Annotated in this window: 13 protein-coding genes; 6 read left to right on the top strand and 7 right to left on the bottom strand. The window is 72.2% G+C overall.

Features of this window, described 5'->3' with window-relative positions; all coding sequences use genetic code 11:
• The first annotated feature begins 5 nt into the window (after nt 1–5).
• Both M3Q35_RS48405 and M3Q35_RS48400 read left to right on the top strand, forming a co-directional pair.
• Nucleotides 6–911, top strand: coding sequence for an AMP-binding protein (locus M3Q35_RS48405; protein ID WP_273939433.1), 906 nt, complete (start codon nt 6–8; stop codon nt 909–911).
• Nucleotides 884–1,723, top strand: coding sequence for a VOC family protein (locus M3Q35_RS48400; protein ID WP_273939432.1), 840 nt, complete (start codon nt 884–886; stop codon nt 1,721–1,723). Before M3Q35_RS48405 ends, M3Q35_RS48400 begins: the two co-directional genes overlap by 28 nt.
• Nucleotides 1,724–1,773: 50 nt before the next feature.
• Here M3Q35_RS48400 and M3Q35_RS48395 read toward each other — a convergent pair whose 3' ends face one another.
• On the bottom strand, nt 1,774–2,442 hold the full coding sequence (locus M3Q35_RS48395) for a class I SAM-dependent methyltransferase (protein WP_273939431.1): 669 nt from the start codon (nt 2,440–2,442) through the stop codon (nt 1,774–1,776).
• Between the two features lie 113 nt (nt 2,443–2,555).
• Here M3Q35_RS48395 and M3Q35_RS48390 point away from each other — a divergent pair, with 113 nt between their 5' ends.
• Both M3Q35_RS48390 and M3Q35_RS48385 read left to right on the top strand, forming a co-directional pair.
• A complete protein-coding gene (locus M3Q35_RS48390) occupies nt 2,556–3,749 on the top strand; it encodes a cytochrome P450 family protein (protein ID WP_273939430.1) in 1,194 nt (397 codons plus the stop codon).
• On the top strand, nt 3,746–4,420 hold the full coding sequence (locus M3Q35_RS48385) for a methyltransferase family protein (RefSeq protein WP_273939429.1): 675 nt from the start codon (nt 3,746–3,748) through the stop codon (nt 4,418–4,420). Before M3Q35_RS48390 ends, M3Q35_RS48385 begins: the two co-directional genes overlap by 4 nt.
• Here M3Q35_RS48385 and serB read toward each other — a convergent pair.
• The 4 genes from serB to M3Q35_RS48365 are packed head-to-tail and all read right to left on the bottom strand — an operon-like array spanning nt 4,339 to nt 12,350.
• A complete protein-coding gene (gene serB, locus M3Q35_RS48380) occupies nt 4,339–5,316 on the bottom strand; it encodes a phosphoserine phosphatase SerB (RefSeq protein ID WP_273939428.1) in 978 nt (325 codons plus the stop codon). The two genes, M3Q35_RS48385 and serB, sit on opposite strands and share 82 nt — an antisense overlap.
• 22 nt (nt 5,317–5,338) lie before the next feature.
• Entirely contained in the window at nt 5,339–6,622 is a 1,284-nt protein-coding gene (locus M3Q35_RS48375; protein WP_273939427.1) for an MFS transporter, read from the bottom strand.
• A 56-nt stretch (nt 6,623–6,678) separates the two neighbouring features.
• The gene (locus M3Q35_RS48370; protein WP_273939426.1) at nt 6,679–8,655 is read right to left on the bottom strand and encodes a prolyl oligopeptidase family serine peptidase; all 1,977 of its coding nucleotides are present in this window, start codon (nt 8,653–8,655) and stop codon (nt 6,679–6,681) included.
• The gene (locus M3Q35_RS48365; RefSeq protein WP_273939425.1) at nt 8,652–12,350 is read right to left on the bottom strand and encodes an AMP-binding protein; all 3,699 of its coding nucleotides are present in this window, start codon (nt 12,348–12,350) and stop codon (nt 8,652–8,654) included. Before M3Q35_RS48365 ends, M3Q35_RS48370 begins: the two co-directional genes overlap by 4 nt.
• A 153-nt stretch (nt 12,351–12,503) precedes the next feature.
• On the opposite strand from M3Q35_RS48365, the gene M3Q35_RS48360 reads away from it, so the two are divergent.
• A complete protein-coding gene (locus M3Q35_RS48360; RefSeq protein WP_273939424.1) occupies nt 12,504–13,001 on the top strand; it encodes an alpha/beta fold hydrolase in 498 nt (165 codons plus the stop codon).
• Nucleotides 12,977–13,351 carry an alpha/beta fold hydrolase gene (locus M3Q35_RS48355; protein WP_273939422.1) on the top strand — a complete coding sequence of 125 codons (375 nt, stop codon included), beginning with the start codon at nt 12,977–12,979 and terminating at the stop codon, nt 13,349–13,351. Before M3Q35_RS48360 ends, M3Q35_RS48355 begins: the two co-directional genes overlap by 25 nt.
• Nucleotides 13,352–13,423: 72 nt before the next feature.
• Here M3Q35_RS48355 and M3Q35_RS48350 read toward each other — a convergent pair whose 3' ends face one another.
• Nucleotides 13,424–13,936 (bottom strand): class II aldolase/adducin family protein, encoded by a 513-nt coding sequence (locus M3Q35_RS48350; RefSeq protein ID WP_273939421.1) that lies wholly within the window; start codon nt 13,934–13,936, stop codon nt 13,424–13,426.
• 104 nt (nt 13,937–14,040) lie between these two features.
• On the bottom strand, nt 14,041–18,099 hold the full coding sequence (locus M3Q35_RS48345; protein WP_273939420.1) for a non-ribosomal peptide synthetase: 4,059 nt from the start codon (nt 18,097–18,099) through the stop codon (nt 14,041–14,043).
• Nucleotides 18,100–18,106: the final 7 nt, after the last annotated feature.

The following is an 18,106-nucleotide window of genomic DNA, read 5'->3' as shown; positions in this document are numbered from 1 at the left end:
TGGAAATGGACTTCTTCCCGGTGCTGGCCGCGGGCGGCACGGTCGTGATCCCGGACCAGCTCACGGCCTCGTCGCCGGAAGCGTTGCGGGACTGGCTGATCGACCGGCGGATCACGCACACGCTGCAACTCACCGCGATGGCCGAACGACTGTGGGCGCTGCCATGGCCTCGTGACTGTGCGCTGCGGTCGATGCGCGTGGCCGGCGAGCTGCTGCGCGACTGGCCCCCGGCCGGGCTGCCGTTCCGCGTGCTGAACGTGTACGGCTCGACCGAGGCCAACGTCGTCGCCACGTGCGACCTCACCGGGTTGGCCGGTGGGCCGACCGTGCCGGTCGGGCGCCCGGTGCCCAACGTCCGCGCGTACGTGCTGGACGGCAGTATGGCGGTGGTGGGGCCGGGAGTCGTCGGCGAGCTGTACGTCTCGGGGGCCGGGCTCTCGCAGGGCTACCTCAACCGGGCCGACGCGACGGCCGCGACGTTCCTGCCCAACCCGATCACCGACGACCCGCACCCGGTGCTGTACCGGACCGGCGACCACGCCCGCCGCTGGCCGGACGGCACGATCGAGGTCGTCGGCCGCGCCGACGACGAGGTCAAGATCATGGGCCACCGCGTGTATCCGGGCGAGGTGGAGAGCGTGCTGGCCGCGCAGCCCGGGGTCCGCCGGTGCGCGGTGATCGCGCGGGAGGACGGCGACGGCGGGCGGCGGCTGGTCGCCTACGTCGAGCCGGAGCCGGCGAATCCCCCGCACACCACGGCATTGCGGGCGGTGCTGGCCCGTGCGCTGCCGGCCTTCATGCTGCCGTCCGCGTGGATCGTGACGGAGCTGCCGACGACCAGCGGCGGCAAGATCGACCGCCGCGGGCTACCAGAGGAGGACACGTGCCGATCACCGGAATCGACCATGTGATGCTGGCGGTCGCCGACCTGGACACCGCGGTCGCCGGCCTGGCCGGCGCGCTCGGCCTGCACGCCGTGCGCGGCGGGGTGCACCCGGACTTCGGCACCGCGAACAAGGTCGTGCACATTCCCGGGCTGTACCTGGAGATGATCACCGATCACGACCGCGCGGTGGCCGGCGGGCTGCCGGTGGGGCGGCGGATCATCGAGGTGAGCGGTGAGGGCGGCGGCTGGCTGGCGTTCGTGCTCGGGGTCGACGACCTGGTCGGCACCGTCGAGGAGCTCAACGCGGCCGGTCTGGCCCTTGACCCGCCGATCAGCGGGCACGCGGTCCGCCCGGACGGCTCCATCCGCGGCTTCTCCCTCGGCGGCTACGGCGAGGAGTTCGCCGCCGGCCTGCTGCCGTCGCTGATCTCGTACACGCACCCGCCACAGGCCGATCCGCATCCGGACGACCTCGGCTACACGATCACCGGCCTGTCCCGGGCCGACGTCGCCGTGGCCGACATCGCCGCGGGGATCCGCCGCTACACCACGCTGTTCGGGGAGCCGCCGGCCGTGCGGGGCGTCGACCCGGTGCTGGACGTCGCCACCGCGAGCTGGCGGCTGGCCGACGGCACCGTGGTCCGGCTCATCGGACCCGGCGCCGCGATCCGGCCCGGGCTGTTCGGGGTCGCGCTGGCCGTCGCCGACGTGGACGCGGCGGCGGAATCGGCCAGGGCGCGGGGAGTCGAATTGTCGAAGACCGGCATCGACGGGGAAATACTGCTCGATCCTGATCGCACGCTGAACGCGCGTATCAGTTTCGTGCCGACGGACTGAAAGGCACTCGACGTGTGGTTCCCGCTCCGGCAGGAACCACACGTCGAGCATCAGAGCTGGATTTCGAAGAACGCCATCGCACCGTGCAGGTAGATTCGATAGTCGTCGAAACGCCGACCCAGTTCCGTGTGCAGCTGGGCCAACCGGTCGCCGTCATTGGCGAAACTGCCGGCCTGGTTGTACTTCCCGATCATCCAGCGCATGAGGCGGGTGTGGTTAGGGCCGTCGCCGAGCACCGTGCCGCCGAAGATCCGGCCGCCCGGCTCGACGTGCCCGCGCACGTTGTCGAACACGACGGCCTTGTCGGCCATCGTGCCGGGCAGGCAGTGCAGCACGCTGAGCAGGCCGACCGACTCGAACCGCCGTTCGCCCAGGTCGAGCGGCAGCAGCGCGTCGCGAACCAGCGTCTCCGGGTGGTAGCGGGCGATGCGCTCGCGCACGGTGTCGAGCACGTTCTGATTGAGGTCGGCGACCACGACCGACGGGTTCGGCACCGGGAACGCGCAGCGGTCGAGGAAGATCCCCGTGCCGGGGCCGATATCGAGGTGCCGGCCGCGCACATTGCGGTTGTAGAACGACAGCATCACCCGCGGCGAGCACTTCCAGACCAGCGGGCACATCACGCCGAGTGCGATCGGGTCGTAGATGGCCAGCACCGAACGTGTGTAGATCGCGGCGTCGCCGTGCAGGACGGCCGCCGGCTCGATGGTTTCCGTCATGACTCGATTCTATTCGACAACGGCGTTGACACCCGAAAAAACAACCAGCGACGGTAACCCCGTGATAACCGCGAATGGCCACGATCTGCGAAAACACCAGGAGGTGATGCTCCATGCGCACGGAACTGTTCTCGGATGCCCGCGCGCTCACCGCCGAGCTGGGTGACCCCGGCCCGGTGCACCGGATCACCCTGCCGGACGGCATGCCGTCCTGGCTGGTCACCGGCTACCACGAGGTGCGCGCCGCGCTGTCGGACCCACGGGTGCTCCGCTCGGTCGAGCACGCCGCACCCGAGCTGCGCGGCTACTTCGGCCTGGCCGGCGACGATTTCGTGCTCAGCCGGCACATGCTGTTCGCCGACCCGCCCGACCACACCCGACTGCGCCGTCTGGTGGTGAAGGCCTTCACGCCGCGCCGCGTGGAGCTGCTGCGGCCACGGATCAGCGAGCTCGTGGACGAGCTGCTGGACGAGCTGTCCGGCCGCTCGGAGGCGGACCTGGTGGCCGAACTCGCGCAGCCGCTGCCGGCCGCGGTGATCTGCGAGCTGCTGGGCATCCCGGCCGGCGACCGCCCCGAGTTCCTCGGCCACGCGGACGTGCTGATCGGGGTGAACGCCAGCACCGAACCCGGCGACCTCATCCAGACCGGGCAGTGGTTCGACCGGTACTTCACCGAGCTGATCGCCGACCGTCGCCGGCGCCCCGGGTCGGATCTGATCTCCGGACTCCTTGCGGCGCAGGACAACGACGACCGCCTGACCGACATCGAGGTGCGGTCCAACAGCTTCCTGCTGCTCAACGCCGGCTTCGAGACCACCGTCAACCTGATCGCCAACACGCTGCTGCTCATCCTCACCCACCCGGACGCGCTGGCCGACCTGTACGCGGACCCCACGCTCGTGCCGGCGGCCGTCGAGGAGGCGCTGCGGGTGGACAGTCCGGTCTCCACCATCACGTACCGGTTCGCCGCCGAGCCGCTGACCATCGGCGGCGTGCACATCGCCGCCGGCGAGCACATCGCGGTGTCGCTGCCGGCCGCCAACCTCGACGAGGCCCGGTTCCGCGACCCGCACACCGTCCACATCGGACGGTCCGACAACCACCACGTGTCGTTCGGCTTCGGCATGCACTACTGCGTCGGCGCGCAGCTGGCGCGCCTGGAGGGTCAGCTGGCGGTCGGCCGGCTGCTGGCCCGGTTCACCGACCTGACGCTGTCGACGCCGGTGTCGCAGCTGCGGTGGAAGCCGAGCTTCATCGTGCACCACCTGCATGAACTTCCCGTGACCTACAAGGAGATGCTGCCATGACCGTGCTCGCTCTCGTCCTCTACGTGCTCTGGCTCGCCCAGGGCATCGCCCTGCGGGCGATCATCCAGCACCGGCGCACCGGCGACACCGGGCTGCGCGGCTTCGGCGGGCAGCGCGGCTCCGCCGAGTGGTGGTCCAGTCTGCTGCTCGTCGGCGGCCACGTCGGCGGCGTGCTCGGGCCGGCTTGGGCGCTGTTCGGACTGCCGCTGCTGGCCGACGTCTCCGGGCTGCGGGTGGCCGGCCTGGTGGTCGTGCTGGTCGGGATCCTGGTGAGCCTGGTGTCGCAGTTGGCGCTGGGCGACTCGTGGCGCATCGGGGTGCAGCACTCCGAGCAGACGTCGCTGGTCACCGGTGGCCCGTACTCGCTGGTGCGCAACCCCATCTTCAGCTCGGTGCTGCTGACCGTGATCGGTTTCGTGCTGATGGCGCCGAGCGTGCTGTCGGTGGCCCTGTTCGCCGTGCTGGTGCTGGGCGTGGAAACGCAGGTCCGGCTCATCGAGGAGCCGAACCTGCGCCAGGTCCACGGTGTCGCCTACCGGCACTACACCGCGCGGGTCGGGCGGTTCGTGCCCGGGCTGGGCCGCACCCGTCACGCCACCAGCGGCGAGTCGACGACCGCGCACGGGACCGGGATCCCGAGCAGCGGCAGCACCAGGTCGAGCCGCGGGTAGGACAGCACGGCGTCGGCGGCGGCGCGGACGACCGGCTTGGCGTTGAACGCGATGCCCAGCCCGGCGGCGGAGATCATGCCGATGTCGTTCGCGCCGTCGCCGACCGCCACGCACTCCCGCGGAGAAATCCCCTCGGCGGCCGCGAAGTGGTTCAGCGCGGCCGCCTTTCCGGCGCTGTCGACGATCCGGCCGGTCAGGCCGCCGGTCAGCCGGCCGTCGACCACCTCGGGCATGTTGGCCAGGAAGAAGTCCAGGCCGAGCCGCTCGGCCAACCGGGACACGATCGGCGTCAGGCCGCCGGACACCGCGCCGACCCGGATCCCCCGCGCCTGCAACGACCGTACGGCGACCAGCGCGCCGGGCGTGAGCTCCAGGTCACGCCCGGCGCGGTCGACGACGTCCATGGGCAGTCCGGCGAGCACCGAGACCCGCGACCGCAGGGAGGTGGCGAAGTCCACCTCTCCCCGCATCGTCTGGTCGGTGACCCGCCGGACCTCGCTGCCCTTGCCGACGTGCGCGGCGAGCACGTCGATCGCCTCGCCGCGGATGAGCGTGGAATCCACGTCGAACACCACGAGCCGGTGGCGCATGCTCGTGCGGCGCACCGCGATGTCCGCCCGGCAGCGAGCGCCGATCTCGGACAGCGCGGCGCGCAGGACGGCCTCGGCGTTGCCGGCGGGGCTGTCCAGCCGCACCGTGAACTCCAGTGCGGTGCAGGGATGGGTCGCCATCGTGCGCACCGAGGTGACCATCGACGTGACCGTGGACAGCCGGTGCAGCACCGCGCCGAGCAGCTCGGCGCTGACCACCGGCCGGATCACGGTGATCGCGTGTCCGGCCGGCTGCTGTCCCACTGCGGCCAGCGCCGGTTCCAGCGCCGCTGTCAGGGCCTCCATCTGCTGCCTCCTGGCAGTCGGGTCACGCCGCGGTGTCGTAGGTGGTGACCGTGGTGCCGATCGGTCTGGCGCCGCCGTCCTCGGCCCGCGGGCGAGACGCCCGCCGCACGGCCACGATCGCCGCGCCCCACGCCGCCAGCACGGTCACCACCGCGCCGGCGATGAACCAGCCGGACGCCCCCCGGCCCGCGAGATAGGTCGCGAGCCAGGGCGTGACGCCGCCGAACAGGGCCGTGGTGACGCTGTGCGGCAGGCCGATGCCGATCGTGCGCAGCCGCGCCGGGTACATCGCCGCCATCACCGTCGGCATGGCCGCGGTGAGGAACGTGATGAACAAGATCCCGCTGCCGTACGAGAACAACAGGTTGACCGGGCTGGGGCCGATGCCGAGATAGGCGAACGGTCCCAGCACCGCGCAGCCGGCGCCGAACACGGCCAGCAGCGGGTGCACGCCGAAGCGGTCGCCGAGCATGCCGATCGGGATCTGGACGGCCATGGACGCGAGCGTGCAGACGACGACCACCCAGTAGACCTCGCCGGCCGGCGCGATCCGCTGGCCCATCGCCGGCACCACCGCGGTCCAGATGCTGCTGACCACGGTCGTGCCGGCCACGAACACCACGGTCAGCAGCACCGACCGCCAGTGCCCGCGCAGCAGGGCCGACAGCGAGCCGCGGGTCCGCTCGGCCCGGACGTCACGCTCGAACACCGCGCTCTCGCCGATCCGGCTGCGCAGCACCAGGAGCAGCAGGCCGAACACGCCGCCGAGCAGGAACGGCGCCCGCCAGCCGTACGCGGCCATCGCCGACGAGCCGAGCACGCCGCTGAGCACCGCGCCGAGCAGCGAGGCGATCATCACGCCGCCCGCGCCCGTGATGGCGAAGAAGCTGCCGTACCGGCACCTGCGGTTCTTCGGCGCCAGTTCCATCAGGAACGTCACCGCGGACGGCCACTCGCCGCCCGCGGAGATGCCCTGGGCGATCCGGGCCACCGCCAGCAGCAGCGGCGCGGCCACCCCGATCTGCGCGTAGGTCGGTGACAGCCCGATCAGCAGCGACCCGCCGGTCATCAGCACGATGGCCAGCATCAGCGCGGGTTTGCGGCCGCGGCGGTCGGCGAACCGGGCCAGCAGGATGCCGCCGACGGGCCGGCAGAACATGCCCGCGGCGAACACCGCGAACGTGCTCAGCAGCGAGCTGACCGGGTCCGCCGACGGGAAGAACTGTCCGGCGAACATCGGCGCGAACAGCCCGAACGCCAGCCAGTCGAACTGCTCGATCAGGTTGCCGAACACCGCGGCGAGCACGGTGCGCCGGTGTCTGGCGGTGGGCAGGGGGTGGTGGTCATCGCCGACTCCTGACGTCAGGTGGTGAGCTCGAGCCGCGGCACACCGACCGGGTCGAAGCCGAGGATCTGGCCGTAGAAGGAAAGTTCGGACTCCAGCGCCCGGCGCACCGACTCGGAGCGGCGGAACACGTGCTGCTCGCCGGGGAAGGTCAGGTAGGCGTGCAAGATGTCGCGGCCCTTGATCGCGGCCATCATCCGCTCGCACGGCTCCGGCGGGCAGATCACGTCCTCCTCCTCCAGCATCAGCAGCGGGGCGGTGAGCCGGTGCGCGTTGGCGATCGGCGACCGCTCGTGGTAGAGCGGTTCGGCCTCGGGCAGCGGGCCGAGCATGCTGTACAGGTAGTGGGATTCCAGGTCGTGGGTGTCGCCGGTGGCCCAGCCGAGCGGGTCGACCACCGGGTAGTACGAGGTGCCGCACCGGTAGGTGTCCACTGTGGTCAGTGACTGGCAGGTGGTCCAGCCGCCGGCCGAGCCGCCGCGGATCACCAGCCGGTCCCGGTCGACCAGGCCCTCGTCGGCCAATGTGGTCGCGACGATCACGCAGTCCTGCACGTCGATCACGCCCCACTGGCCGCGCAGGCGCTCCCGGTAGGCCCGGCCGAGGCCGACCGAGCCGCCGTGGTTGACCTGCACCACCGCGATGCCGCGGGAGGTGAAGAACGTGATCTCCGGGTCGAGCGCGTCGATCGCCCGCCCCGTCGGTCCACCGTGGACGGTCACCAGCAGCGGCGGGAGTTCGCCTTCTGGCGCGGCGTAGTCGGGGTTGCGCGGCAGGTAGACGACGGCGTGGATGTCGCTGCCGTCCTCGGCCGGGAACCGGCGGTGCCAGGACTGCGGCCGCCACTCGGGCGGCAGCGGCGTGTACCGCGGCGGCGTCAGTGGCGTGATCTCCCCGCTGTCGGCGTCGACCCGAACCACGGTCGGCTGGTCGTCGGGGCCGGCGGCGACCGCGGCGAACGTCGTGCCGGACGCGGCCAGGCCGGCCCACGCCGTGTGCGGGGAGTCGATCCGGGTCAGCTCGCCGGTGGCCGGGTCGAGGACGACCAGGCCGGCGGCGTTGATCTGGCGGCCGTCGCGTTCCCGCCACGCCACCGAGATCAGGCCGATCCGGCCGTCGGCCAGCGGCGCACCCCAGCTCAGGCCGGGCCGCCACAGCGGGCCGCCCATCTCCTGCTCGCCGGTCCACAGTGGAGTCTGGGTGCCGTCGAGGCCGACGCGGTACGGATTCCACCACCCGTCAGGGTCGGACAGCACGGTCAGCGCGTCGTCACCCGTCCACCACAGCTGGCAGATAGCCTCCTTCGGGCCGCCGGCCAGCACTCGGTGCGAGCCGACGACGCCGTTCTCGTTCACGGTGGCGACGCACAACTCCGTGCCGTCCCAGGGCATTGCCGGGTGGTCCCAGCCCAGCCAGGCCAGGTGCCGGCCGTCCGGCGAGACGCGCGGGCCGTGCATGAACCGGTGCGAGTGCGCCAGCACGCGGACGTCACCGCTGCCGTCCAACGGGACCGCGATCAGCTCGCGCCAGGTGTCCGTGCCGCGCGGGCCGGTGATGGCCTCGCGCAGGCACCACACCTCGTCGCCGTGGAAGATCGCGTCGGAGTAGCGCAGCGACGCCGGCACCTCGGGCAGCGGGGTGAGCGGCGCCGGGTCGCTGCCCGGCTCCTTCAGGTAGAGCCGGTGGTCGTCCCAGTTGGTGAAGACGAACCGCTCCCCGTCCGCGTCGACCGCGAACGGCCGGGATCCCATCTCGTGCAGCCGGTTGCGCGCGTTCCACCCGGTCGGCAGCATCTCCTCGGTGCCGCCGTCGGGAGTCCACCGCACCACCGCGGACCGGCCGCCCTCAGTGGGCCGCAGCTCCGCCCACCAGACAGCGTCGTCCACGACCGTCACCCACTGCTCCATCAGCCAGCGGGGCTCGCCACCCGCGCGGGCCACGTCCTCCGCGCTGAGCGGGGACTGCCACGCGCCGTGCGGTGCTGTGTTGGTCATTGCGCGCTCCTGGTCGACGAGCTGGATTGGGCCCCGTCACGGGCGATGGGAGCACTGTCGCCCGTGACGGGGGCTTGGGCGCCGCGCATAGCGGGGTTGGGCGCGAGAACCATCTGTCCCCGCATGCGCCAGCAGTCGGCGTCGTCAACGAGTCGGTCCAGCAGCAGGCGCAGCGCGGCCGTCATGTCCACGGCCATGCCCGCCGGATAGGCGGCGTCCACCGAGTGCAGCGCCACGGTCAGCGCACCGTCCACTTCGGACATCTGGAGGTCCAGCAGCACCTGCGGGGTGCTGGCCGAGGTGTGCACCACGGTGCCGAGCGCGGTACGGCAGCGGCGCAGCGGCTGGTCGAGCAGGTCGGTGAGCACGACCGGGAACACGGGGCGCGGCTCGCGACCGGCGCCGACGTGCTCGCGGATCGCCCGGAATCCGCTGTACTGGGCGTGTTCCACGTCCTCGGCGATGCGGCGCTGCAACGACAGCGCGCGCTCGGCGAAGCTGTCACCGACCGGATCCACCGCGACCAGCACCGAGGTGCTGAACTCGCCGAGCACCGACGACACGTCGTGGTGCAGCGGAATCCGTGGGAAGCACATCAGGTTCACGGTGAACTGCGGCGACGAGCTCCACGCCCGCAGCACCTCGGCGAACGCGGCCGTCACGATGCCCGACGGCGTCACCGACAGCGCGGCGGCCCGGTTCTTGAGCAGGCTCCAGCGCTGGGCCGGCATACGCACCTCACGCCGGGTCGGCGTGGCGCCCGCGGTGGCCTCGCCGGTCGGGCTGGGCAGCGCCGGCGCCGCCGGCAGCCGGTCCATCCGGGCCATCCAGTACCGGCGGGCCTGCTTGTAGTCCATTGTGGACTCCAGGCCGACGGCCAGCGACATCACGTAGTCCCGCCAGCTCAGCGCCGGCTCCGGCAGCTCGGCCTCCAGGTCCGCGTAGTACGCGGTCAGCTCCGGCACCAGCACGTGCAGGTAGCTCCACGCGTCCACGATCAGCTGGTCGAGGCACAGGTGGACGCGGACCATGTTGCCCGGCATCTGGGTCAGCCGGACGTCCCACAGCGGGTAGTCGCCGGAGGACCGGGGCTGTTCGGCCAGCTGGGCGCGCAGCTGCTCCACCCGAGCTTGCGCGTCTTCGGTTGTACGCCAACGCAGATCGACCACGGGGATGGTGCGCTGCGCGGGATCGGCCAGCACCTGCTGCGTGGCGTCGGGCAGGATCACCGTGCGCAGCGCGTCGTGCCGGTCGACCAAGCGGTGCCACGCCAGCCGGAACCGGTCGACGTCAAGGCCTTCGCACTCCCACTCCCAGTACCGGTGGCAGCCGGCCGCGCTCAGCCCGACGATGTCGCCGCGCGCGATCCAGCGCTCCTGCTGCGTGTCGGTCAGCGGGAACGGCGAGAACCGGGCCGCCCGGTCGGTGACCATGCGCACCGCCGTCGGCGGCGCGGGCAGCTTCTGCCGGTCCAGCTTGCCGTTGGCCAGCCGCGGCAACGAGTCGGCGCGTACCAGCTGTTCGGGGATCTGGTGCGCGGCGAGTCGCCGGCCGGCGCGCGCCAGCACCGCCTTCGGCTCCCACGCGCGGTGGTCGGCCGGCACCAGGTAGGCGATCAGCCGTCCGTCGCGGGCGACCACGGCGACCTCGCGGATCTCCGGCAGGTCGGCGAAGACGGCCTCGATCTCGCCGACCTCGACCCGGACGCCGTGCACCCAGGTCTGGGAGTCCTCGCGCCCCAACGCCTCCAGCGAGCCGTCCGCGCGCCAGCGGCCGAGGTCGCCGGTGCGGAACAGGGTCGGGCTGGACTCCTCGACCAGGCTGGTCGGCACGAAGCGCTCGCTGGTCTCCGCGCCCAGGTTCAGGTAGCCGGTGCAGACGCCGTCGCCGGCCACATAGATCTCGCCGGCGGCGCCGACCGGGACCGGCGCGCGGTGCGCGTCCAGCAGGTACACCCGGGTGTTGGCGACCGGGTGGCCGGCGGACGGGCGGCGCAGCGCCAGCTCGGCCGTCGGCACGGCCGCGGAGGTCTCGTCGGCGCCGGTGGACGCGTCGTACGTGGACGTCACGACGGCGGCCTCGGTCGAGCCGTAGCTGACCGTCACGGCGAACGGCAGCTCCTTGCGGGGCCAGCGGCGGACCGGCTCGCCCAGCATGATCATGTACTGCAGGTCGCTCTCCTGCGTCCACGGCAGCGCGCACACCCGCTGCGCGAAGGAGGTGACCATCAGCGTGTGCGAGACCTGGTTGTCCCGCATCCAGTCCCTGGTCCGCTCGGGCGAGCCGGCGATGATCGCGTCGGCGATGTGCACCTGCGCGCCGGCCGCGACGAACGGCATCCACTCGATGCGACCGATGGCGAAGCCCGGCGCGCAGATCCAGGTGCCGCGGGACTCCGCGGTGATCCGGTAGGCCGCCGGCATCCAGTTCAGCATGTTGATCAGGCCGCGGTGGTCGGCCAGCGCGCCCTTGGGCACGCCGGTGGAGCCCGAGGTGTACACGACGTGGCTGGTCATCGTCGGCGCGATGACCACCGGCGGGTGCTCGTCCGGCTGCGCGGCCAACTCGGCGGCGTCGGTGTCCATCAGGACGGTCATCGGCACTCGCGCGCTGGCCCGCACGGTGTGCCGGGCGCGCGGCAGGCGGCCGGAGAGGCCGGAGTCGGTGATGATCGCGGCGGCGGCGGAATCCCGCACCATGTAGGCGATCCACTCGTCGTTGTCGGCCGGGTCCAGCGGCACCACGACGGCGGCGATGCGCAGCACGGCGAGCGTGGCGATGACGGCCTCGGGCGAGCGCTCCAGGAACAGCGCGACGGCGTCGCCCTCGGTGACGCCGCCGTCCAGCAGGTGCCAGGCGAGCTGGTTGGCCCGGGAGTCCAGCTCCCGGTAGGTCATCGTCGCGCCGCGGTAGGTCACCGCGACCGCGTCCGGCGTGGCCGCGGCGACGTCGGCGACCCGGGCCGCGAAGGAGCGCTGGTCTTCCCACTGGCGGGCGGTGTCGTTGAAGCCGACCACGATCCGGTGCCGCTCACTGGCCGCCAGGATGTCGAGGCGGGACAGCTCCACGTCCGGCTCGGCCATGATGCTGGTCATCAGCGTGGCCAGGTGGGCGGCGAACCACGCCATCGTCGCACTGTCCACAACGGACTCGTCGAAGCCCAGGGCCGGCATGCCGTCCGCGGACACCAGCAGGCTCACGGTGGCGTGCGGCCACGGCTGTGGGTCGGCGCCCCGCACGTAGCCGACGGTGAAGGCCGGTCCGGCCGAGTGCATCAGCTCGGTCATCGTGTCGACCGCGATCGGCTCGATGCCGGGCCGGTCCATGGCCGCGACCGCGACGGCGAACGACAACTCGCCGGCGGCGCGCACCCGCTGCGCCGTGGCCCGGTCGCCGGCCGGCGAGCCGACGACGATCTCCTGCTGGCCGGTGAACCGGCTGACCAGCGCGGCCAGCGCGACCAGCCAGCCGGCGTCGGCGTCGCCGCCGTAGTCACGCAGCGCGGCGACGGCCGAGACCAGCGCGGGGATCGGCACGGTGGCGGCGCGGAATTCCTGGTCAATGCGGGCAGTCGTGAACGGCAGGTCGACGTCGGCGGGCGCGTCGGCGAGGTAGGCCCGCCAGCGGTCGGTCGCGGACCCACCCTCGTTCGGTTCCCGCGCGGACTCCGCGCGCAGCGGAACGGAGATCGTCATGGCAGCTCCCATCACAGGTGCGTTTCCGACTCGGGTCCGCCACCGGGCGGTGACCAAGCCACTCGGCGAAGCTAGAAACGGGGAGTTAGCCCGGGGTTACAGCGCGGCCGGGCGGATAACCCCGGTCCAACCACGCGCGCGCACCCTCACGCGATGACCATCGACCGCACCGACACCCGGTCGCCGGGCTCCCACTGCCGGCGGCCGGTCTTCCTGCCGACCGGCCGGCTGTTCCTGCACGCGGCGAAGTGGCCCGGCCCCGCCGACGTGCCGCCGGCCCTGGTGCTGCACGGAATCTTCGAATCCTGGCGCACCTTCGCCCCGCTGGCCGCCGAACTGGCCGACAACCGCACCGTGTACTGCCTGGACCTGCGCGGTCACGGCGCGAGCGACCGGCCGGCCGAGGGGTACCGGTTCGCCGACTATGCGGCGGACATCCTGGGCGTCCTGGACGGTTTGTCGGCGCGGTTCCCCGAAGTAGATCTGGTGGGGCACTCGCTCGGCGCGAACGTGGCGTTGTACGCGGCGGCCGCCGGACATCCGGCGCTCGGTCGCGTGGTCGTGGTGGATCCGCCGATCCTGCGTGACGAGGACTGGCCCGGTTTGCGCGCGGCCATGCGGCACGAGTGGTGGTTGGCGCGGCGGCCCTGAACGAGATCGTGGCCTCGCTGGCGGGGGCGCGCGCTCGGGACGAGTCGTGGCTGCGGATGATCGCGGCGGCGTTGACGGACACCGCGGACGGGGTTTTCGAGGCGATGGTGGACGGCGAGCAGGAGCCCGTCGACTGGGCATCGGTGTTGAAGCCGATCACTGTGCCGGTGCTCGCGGTGGCGCCGGATCCGGGTGAGTCCGGCGGCCAGCTGGTCGGGGCGCGGTTGGCGGAGTTTCGGACGGCGTTGCCCGGGGCGCAGGTCGTGGTGGTGCCGGGAGCCGGGCATCACGTGGAGCTGGACCGGCCGGTGGAATTGCTGCGGTTGGTGGACGGGTTCTTGCGTCGGTGAGGTTGTCGGCCAGCAGACGCGCATCGACTGATCCACGATCGTGGATCAGTCGATGAGGACGGCGGCCGGAGTTCACGCCGCCCTGGCACCAGCCGCACTGGCGACGCCGGCCAGCAGGCTCTGCTGGCACAGGTGTTCCAGGCGCTCAAGGCGATGCAGCGCGATCTCCAGGGTGGTGCCCCAGGTCGTGGCGCCGTAACCGGCGACGAGCAGCGCGGGCGGGGTGTCCGAGGTCGGCATGTCCGTCAGGTCGCCGCGTACGGGAACGGCGAAGGCGTCCTCTCCCAGGCGGACCTCGTCGGCACCGCGACGCCAGGCCCTGGCGGCAATGGCCATGGCTACGGGCGGCTGCGCGTGCACAACGGCGTTGCACCGGGGCAGGGCGCGGTACAGCGCCGCGTGCAGCGCGGCCGCCGAGGCGGACGACGGGGACCGGCCAACGGCAGTGGCATCGGCGACGCGGATGCGGGCCACCTCCTGGCCGGCGGTGACGAGGGCCTCGGCGCCGTGGGGCAGGCGGATCGAGACACTGGCGGCGGCCAGGGTCCACCCCCGCCGCCGGAGCGACTCCGAGACCTCGGCCATGGTCAAGCACCGGAAAATGGGAGAACCGTCCAACGCCATGACTCCTCCTTGCCGTGCCTCGAAAGAGAGAAGGGCGCCCCCGGGAACCGGGGGCGCCCCGTCGGTCACGCCCGGTGGAACGCCGCGAGCACCTCCGCGAGCTCGGACGCGTTGTAGGTGACGAAGTAGTGGCCGCCGCCGGGCAGCACGGCCAGCCGCACCGAATAGGCGAACCGCTCCCACTCGGTGAACCGCTCCTCGAACCCGCGCGTGGCCTGGTCCTCGTCGCCGACGATGACGCGGACCGGGGCCCGCAGCTTCACCGGCGGCCGGCTCTCCCGGTCGAGGAAGAACCGCGACGCCTCGAGGAGGTCGTGCCAGACGATCTCCAGGATCGCGGCCAGGTCGGCCTCGCTGAGGGCGCCGTCGAAGCCGCCGAGCGACCGCAGGGCCTGGTAGAACTCCTCGGTGGGGCCGCCGTCGTCGATGCCGCGCCGGACGCTGACCTCGGGCTCCGGATCGGGCAGCAGCGCCCCGAGGTAGACGGCCTCGAGCTCGACGCCGCGTTCCTCGAGCAGCGCGGCGGCCTCCAGCACGAGCGTGGTGCCGGCGCACTGCCCGTACAGGGCGACCGGGCCGTCGATGCGCTCGATGATCTCCTCGGCCAGCAGCTTCGCGGACTCCGCGATCGGCAGCAGCGGCTCGTCCGGGCGGGACAGCTCGTGCCCGGGCAAGGCGGTGGACCACAGAGCGAACCGCTCGGGCAGGTTGTTGGCCAGCGGCTGGTACGACACGACGTTGCCGCCACCGAACGGAACGCACACCAGCGACACCGCCGGCCGCGCGGACGGCCGTGGCGACAGCAGGTGCAGCATCCGCGGCGCGCCACCGGCCGCGTCCGCCTCGGTCGAGTCCAGGAACGCGCCCAGCCGCCGCGCGGTCGGGTTCTTGAACAGCTCCACCACCGGCAGGCCGGGACGGATCTGCTGCACCACCCGGATCGCCTTGAACGAGTCGCCGCCGAGATCGAAGAAGTCCTCGTCGACGCCGATCGAGTCGACGCCGAGCAGCTCCTGCCACACCGCGACCACGTGCCGCTCGGAGTCGGTGGTCGGCGGTCCGCCGGTGCCGTCGGCGATGCCGTCGCGCCGGATCTCCGGCAGCGCCAGGCGGTCGATCTTGCCGTTGGGGCTGACCGGGATCTCGTCCAGCACGGCCAGCACCGGCGGGATCATGTAGCCGGGCAGCCGCTGCTCCAGCCGCTTGCGCACGTCGGCCAGGTCCAGCGCGCCGCCGGGACCGGCCACCACGAAGCCGACCAGGCCCTTGTCGCCGGCGTTGTCCCGGACCGCGACGACCGCGTCGGCCACCTGCGGGTGCTCCCGCAGCGCGGTCTCGATCTCACCCAGCTCTATCCGCAGTCCGTTCACCTTGACCAGGAAGTCCTTGCGGCCCAACAGCTCGATCTCGCCGTCGCGCCGCCACTTGGCCAGGTCGCCGGTGCGGAACACGCGCTTGCCCTGCCAGCGCGGGAACTTCTCCGCGGTCAGCTCCGGCCGGTTCAGGTAGCCCTTGGCCAGGCCGACGCCGCCGAGATACAGCTCGCCCGGCACGCCGACCGGCACCGGCTGCATGGCCTCGTCCAGGATGTATGCCTCCTGGTTGGCCATCGGCACGCCGTACGGGATGCTCGTCCATTCCGGATCCACCGCGGTGACCGGGTGGATGATCGAGTGAATGGACGCCTCCGTCGCCCCGCCGAGGCTGATCACGTTCAGATTCACCGCGTGCGAACGGATCCGGTCGGGCAGCGTGACCGGGATCCAGTCACCGCCCAGCCAGGCCACCCGCAGCGACGGCAGCGCGGTCGGCACGTTGTCCAGATGCTCCACCAGCAGTTCCAGCAGCGACGGCGCCGAGTTCCACACCGTGACGCCGTGTCGGACGAGCAGTCCGGCCCAGTGCACGGGATCCTTGGCCGCCTCCGGGTCGGGCAGGACCACGGTGCCGCCGCTGGTCAGCATGCCCAGCGTCTCGTACACGCACATGTCGAAGCTGGGTGAGGACAGGGCCAGTGCGCTGTCGCCGGGGCCGATGCCGAAGCGGCGGTTGAGGTCGGTCAGGTTGTTGACCACACCGCGGTGGGCCAGCCGGATGCCCTTGGGCGTGCCGGTGGAGCCCGAGGTGTAGATGACGTAGGCGATGTCCTCGGCCGAGTCGACGTGCACCTCGGGGCGAGCGTCGGACTCGGCTTGCAGCAGGTCCGCGTCGGCGACCAGGTCGATCACGGGAACCCCGGTCGGCGGCACGGCGTCGGCCACGGCCTGCTCGGTCACCACGGCGCAGAGGTCGGCGTCGGAGACCATGAACGTGAGGCGCTCGGCCGGGTAGTTCGGGTCGAGCGGCACGTAGCTCGCGCCGGCCTTGAGCACACCGAGGATCGCCGTGAGCAGCTCGGGGGTCCGGCGCAGCACCAGCCCGACCCGGTCGCCGCGGCGCACGCCGTGGCCGATCAGGTGGTGGGCCAGGTGGTTCGCGGCCGTGTCGAGCTCGCGGTAGGTGATCTCCGTGTCGCCGAACCGGGCCGCGATGCCGTCCGGCCGGGCGGTGGCCTGCTGCTCGAACAACTGGTGCAGGCCAAGGGTGTCCGGGAAGTCGTGCGCGGTCCGGTTCGGGACCAGCACCAGCTGGGTGTGCTCGGCCTCGGTCAGCACCGGCAGCGCCGAGATCGGCTGGTCCGGCGCGGCCACGGCGGCGTTGAGCAGCACCTGGTAGTGATCGAGGAAGCGGACCACGGTGTCGTGGTCGAACAGGTCGCCGCGGTACTGCACGCGGCCGCGCAGCCGGCCGTCGGTGACCCGGATCGCCAGCAGCAGGTCGAACTTGGCCGTGCCGGCGTCGTGCTCGACCGGCTCCACCACCAGGCCGTCCAGCTTCGGGCCCTCGTCCGGGGTGCTGTCGACCAGGAAGATCACCGGCGCCAGCGGGATGCGGCCCGGGTCGCGCACCGGCTGGAGCTCGTCGACCAGCCGCTCGAACGGCACGTTGGCGTTGGCGAAGGCGGCCACCGTGGTCTCCCGGACCCGGTCGACCAGCTGCCGGAACGTCGGATCGCCGGTCAGGTCGGCCCGCATCACCAGCGTGTTGACGAAGAACCCGATCAGCGACTCGACCTCCGGCCGCGGCCGGCCGGCGACCGAGGTCGACACCGCGAAGTCGGTCTGCCCGCTGTAGCGGCCCAGCAGCGCCATGAACGCGGCCAGCATGGTCATGTACAGCGTGGCCCGCTGCTCGCGGCCGAACTCGGTGACCGCGGCCACCTCCGGCTCGCCCATCCGGAAGTACGTGACCGAGCCGGTCGGCGTGGCCAGCGGCGGGTGCGGGCGGTCGGTCGGCAGGTCCAGCTCGGGCAGCCCGGCCAGCTGCCGCCGCCAGTACTGGAGCTCGCCCTTGATCCCGTCGCCGGACAGGAACTTCTGCTCCCAGATGGAGAAGTCCGGGTACTGCACGGGCAGCGGCGGCAGGGCCGACGGCCGGCCCTGCTTGTGCGCCGCGTACAGCTCGGCCAGCTCCTCGTAGAACAGCCGCATCGACCAGCCGTCGGTGGCGATGTGGTGCATGTTCATCAGCAGCACGTGGTGCCGCGGGTCCATCCGGATCAGGCTGGTCCGGATCACCGGCCCGGCGGCCAGGTCGAAGGGCTTGCCGCCGTCTTCCAGCACGTAGCCGATGAGCTCCTGCTCACGCTCCTGCTCGGCCCGGCCGGACAGGTCGACGAGGTCGAAGTCCAGCTCGATGTGCGGCTCGACGATCTGGAACGGGCTGCCGTCGCGGGAGCCGAACCGGGTCCGCAGCGACTCGTGCCGGTCCACGATGGCCCGCAGGCTGCGCAGCAGCGCGCCCACGTCGAGGTCGCCGCGCAGCCGCACCGCGATCGGGCAGTTGTACGCGGGGCTGCCGGGCTGGAGCTGGTCGACGAACCACAGCCGGGACTGGGCGTAGGACAACGGGATTCCGGCCGTGCCGACGGGCCGCGGCTCGATCCGGTTCTCCGCCGCCTTGGTGCCGGCCTGCCAGCGCACCAGCGCGTCCAGCAGGGCGCGCTGGCGGCGGGTCAGCCGGGCGATCCGGTCCGTGACCGCGGGATCGTCAACCAGCGGCAGGAGATCGGCGATCTCGCTCATGACATGT

The sequence above is a fragment of the Kutzneria chonburiensis genome, from assembly GCF_028622115.1.
GTDB classification, from domain to species: domain Bacteria; phylum Actinomycetota; class Actinomycetes; order Mycobacteriales; family Pseudonocardiaceae; genus Kutzneria; species Kutzneria chonburiensis.
This window is presented reverse-complemented; position numbering and strand designations above follow the sequence as displayed.

Coding starts and splice junctions, on each gene's coding strand:
- M3Q35_RS48405 (WP_273939433.1), top strand. CDS start 6: ATGGACTTCTTCCCGGTGCTGGCCGCGGGCGGCACGGTCGTGATCCCG.
- M3Q35_RS48395 (WP_273939431.1), bottom strand. CDS start 2,442: ATGACGGAAACCATCGAGCCGGCGGCCGTCCTGCACGGCGACGCCGCG.
- M3Q35_RS48390 (WP_273939430.1), top strand. CDS start 2,556: ATGCGCACGGAACTGTTCTCGGATGCCCGCGCGCTCACCGCCGAGCTG.
- M3Q35_RS48385 (WP_273939429.1), top strand. CDS start 3,746: ATGACCGTGCTCGCTCTCGTCCTCTACGTGCTCTGGCTCGCCCAGGGC.
- serB (WP_273939428.1), bottom strand. CDS start 5,316: ATGGAGGCCCTGACAGCGGCGCTGGAACCGGCGCTGGCCGCAGTGGGA.
- M3Q35_RS48370 (WP_273939426.1), bottom strand. CDS start 8,655: ATGACCAACACAGCACCGCACGGCGCGTGGCAGTCCCCGCTCAGCGCG.
- M3Q35_RS48365 (WP_273939425.1), bottom strand. CDS start 12,350: ATGACGATCTCCGTTCCGCTGCGCGCGGAGTCCGCGCGGGAACCGAAC.
- M3Q35_RS48360 (WP_273939424.1), top strand. CDS start 12,504: ATGACCATCGACCGCACCGACACCCGGTCGCCGGGCTCCCACTGCCGG.
- M3Q35_RS48350 (WP_273939421.1), bottom strand. CDS start 13,936: ATGGCCGAGGTCTCGGAGTCGCTCCGGCGGCGGGGGTGGACCCTGGCC.
- M3Q35_RS48345 (WP_273939420.1), bottom strand. CDS start 18,099: ATGAGCGAGATCGCCGATCTCCTGCCGCTGGTTGACGATCCCGCGGTC.